The sequence below is a fragment of the Actinophytocola sp. genome (assembly GCF_036402745.1).
In the GTDB taxonomy this organism is placed as follows: domain Bacteria; phylum Actinomycetota; class Actinomycetes; order Mycobacteriales; family Pseudonocardiaceae; genus Actinophytocola.
Genome location: NZ_DASWSJ010000358.1, coordinates 1 through 3,611 on the forward strand (window position 1 = coordinate 1; position 3,611 = coordinate 3,611).

The 3,611-nt window shown below is 72.4% G+C and carries 1 protein-coding gene; it reads right to left on the reverse strand.

The genetic code is table 11. From position 1 onward, the window contains the following. Nucleotides 1-3,611: biotin/lipoyl-containing protein (locus tag VGD70_RS32060; RefSeq protein WP_331088019.1), on the reverse strand; the 3,611-nt coding region annotated here is incomplete at both ends.

The window sequence follows — 3,611 nt, forward strand, 5'->3', positions numbered from 1 at the left end:
CCCATCACCCGGTCGTAGCCGCCGATGCCGAAGTTGTCCTCGGCCGACACGCCGCCGGAGAAGTCCAGCGACTGCTTGCCGGTGAGCACCATCGCCGAGTCCGGCGTCATCACCAGGATGCCCTTGGTGTGCATGAGCATCGTCGCTTCGGCGTTCCAGTACGGCTGGGCGCCGACGGTGATCCCGGCGACCACGATGTTGATCTCGCCGCCGTCCTGGGTGAACGTGACGATCCGCTTGAGCGCGGCCGCGACCCAGTCCATGTTCTCGGTGCCCGAGGTCATCGAGATCCGCGCCCCCGCCGACAGCGCGAACCACTCCAGGGGGACCCGCATCCGCTCGGCGAGGTCGAGCGCTGCGATCACCCGCGCGCACTCCGGCTCCGACAGCGCGCCCAGCGCCTTCGTCGGGTCGCCCAGCAGCACCACGCGGGTGACGCCTTCGGCGTGCCGCGCGGTCGGCGTCGTGACGACGCCCGCCACGATCGCCGCGGAGTTCTTCCCCTTCGGCCGCTCCACCGGCACGAGCGCGCCGTGGTCGTCGAGGTCGTGCTCGACGAAGCGGCCCTGCGGCCCGGCGAGCAGGCCGGTCAGCTCGTACGGGTAGACGTTCCCGCGCCGGGCCGCGCGCAGCACCTTCTGACGGTAGTCGTCCAGCGGCCGCACCGGTTCCGTCGACGGCTTGTCCACGAACAGGCGCGCGCCGTGGCCCGGGTCCAAGGTGATCCGCACGGCGACCTCGGCCAGCTCGCCCGCGGCGGTGCGCTGGCGGGCCACGAACTGGACCTCCTCCAGCCCCGCGCCGGCACTGGTCGGCAGGACGCGCTGGACCAGCGTGTTGAGCTCGTCGGTGGACAGCTCGGCCGACGGCCAGACGTACATCATGATCCGGTTGGTGTCGAACCGCTTGTTCTGGGGTCGCTGCACCTGGATGTTGCGGATGGCGTCGAGGCACGCGGTGATCGCGTCCTCCACCGCGGGCAGCGCGACCAGTCTGCCGCCGGCCTCGCGCAACGGCGTCAGGTCGCGTACCTGGCCCATCGCGATGAGCCGCTCGTCGGCCGGGTTGCTGCGCGCCACGGCCTTGAACAGGTAGATCTCCTCGTCGGCGAACGGCAGCCGCGTGAGGTCGAACTCGCGCAGCCGCTGAAGCTGCAGGCGCCGGGCGATCTGCGGGTGCAGGCCACGGATCAGCCGGTCCTCCGCGAAGCCCGCGCCGTCGGGCCGGAAGGTGAAGTGGTGGTGCATCACGGCGCCGCTGGTGCCGGCGACGGTCGTGGTGATCCGGCGGACGCCCGCGGGCAGCGGGTGCTCGGCGAGCAGCCGTCCGAGCCGCACCGCCATCGCGTCGGCGTCCGGCTGGTCCTCCCACGTGACGTACAGGTCGGCGACCAGCCCGTGCTCGGCCACGTCGGCGGCGAAAGTGCCGACGGCACCGATGGCGTCGGGCAGGGCGGCGATATCGACGGCGCTGGTGACCACGCGTGTCACGCCGTGTGCACCGGTGTGCTCGGCGGTGACGAACCGGCAGCCCGCGCTCTCCCGCGCGGTGACCTCGGACAGCCCGCGGCTGCCGTAGTAGCGGCGTGTCAGCACTTCCAGCAGCGGCAGGGGGTCCCGCCCGAGCCGGCCGATCCACTGGCCGATCAGCCGGACGAGCGGCTCGGAGCTGGCCACCATGGCCTGGATCCGCCCGGCACGGTCCGGCGCGTCGGGGTTGTGGTCCAGGTAGCGCAGGTCGTCGCGCACCGCGGCGTAGACCTTGGCGCGGTTGCGGCGCCGCAGCGGCTGGGTGAACCAACGGAACACCACGCCGCGGGCCAGGTCGGACACCATCGGGAAACGCACCTGCGTGGCCTCGACCAGCCGCTCAAGGGTGAGCCCGGCGCGCTCGCTGAGCGACTCGGTCGGCGGCGCGCCGGCCAGCCACTGGCGCAGCAGCTCCGACACGATCGCGACGTTGGTGCTCATCCGCTGCTGGGCCAGGAAGATCCGGAAGACCGCGGCCTCCAGCTCCGGCGTACGGTCGAGGCCGGCGATGCCGTAGTGGGCGAGGACCTTGGTGAGCTTGGCCTGGAAGGCCTCGGTGACTCCGGCGCGCTCGACGTCGAGGCTCTGCAGGTAGCTGTGGAAGGACTCGCGCGGGCTGTGCACCGGGCTGCCCGGCTCGACATCGAGCCCGCCGCTCGGCTTGTTGCGGCTCAGCTCCGACAGGTCGGCGAATACGGTGAGCAGGTCCAGCTCGCTCTCGAGCGGCCGCCCGCCCAGCTCGGCGCGCGCCGCCAGATAGGCCGACAGCACCCGCTCGCGGTCGTGCGGGTCGACGTCGAAGCCGAGCAGCAGGCTGCGCAGATCCTGCAGGCCGCGTTCGACGCGATCGGCCGCGGATGCCGCCGCGGGCTCCGCGGGCAGCTCGATCTCCACGGTCTCGGCGACCGGCTCCGTCTGCTCGGCGCCCCCGTCGGGCAGTGGCTCCAGCCGCATCACCGGCGTGCCGGTCTCGACCTGGCTGCCCACCGACACCGGGCACTCACGGACGCGGGCGCGGAACGGCGCGCGTAGCACCGTCTCCATCTTCATGCTTTCGATCACCAGGATCGGCGCGCCGGACTCGACCTCGTCGCCGAGGGCAAGCGGCGTCGCGACCACCAGCGCGGGTGCGGGGGAGCGGACGACGCCGCCCTCGTCGCCGCTGATCCGGTGCGCGACGCCGTCGACCTCGATCATATGGATCGGCCCGTGGGCCGCCGACACCAGTCGGAACCGACGGCCGTTGACCACGATCTGGCCGCTGTGCTCGTCGAACCGCTCGACCTCGACGTCGACAAGGTGCGGTGCGTCGCCGCCGGAGATGCCGACGCGGAACCGCTTCTGCCCGACCCGGGCCACGCTCACCCGGTAGCCGACACCGCGGAGCTTGAGGTCCAGCGGACGGCCGCTCTCGTGCTGCACCTGCGGGCGCCCGCCGTGCGCGGTGGACAGCAGCCGCTGGCGGCTGACCTCCTCCTCGTTGTGGTAGGCCCGGATCGCGGCGGCGGCCAGAGCGATCGCGGAGTGCCGGTGGCTGACCAGGCGGCCCTCGGCGCGTACGCGGTCGATCCAGCCGGTGTCGGCGCTCGCGTCGATCACCTCGGGCTGGTCGAGCAGGTCGAGCACGAAGCTCTTGTTGGTCGCGCCGCCCTCGATGATCACCGTGGTCTCGGCCATCGCGCGTCGCAGCCGGCCCAGCGCCTGCTCGCGGTCGCTGCCGTAGGCGATGATCTTGGCGATCATCGAGTCGAAGTCGGCCGGGATGCTGTCGCCCTCGCTGACGCCGGTGTCAACGCGGATGCCGGGCCCGGCGGGCAGCACCAGTCGCGCGATGCGGCCCGGGGCGGGCGCGAAGTCGCGATCGGGATCCTCGGCGTTGAGCCTGGCCTCGATGGCGTGGCCGGTCTCGCCCGGCTGGGCGCCGTCCAGCGTCCCGCCGTTCGCCACGTGCAGCTGCAGCCGTACCAGGTCGGTGCCGGTGGTGATCTCGGTGATCGGGTGCTCGACCTGCAGCCGGGTGTTGACCTCGAGGAAGGCGAACAGCTTCTCGCCGGGGTGGTAGAGGAACTCGACGGTGCAGGC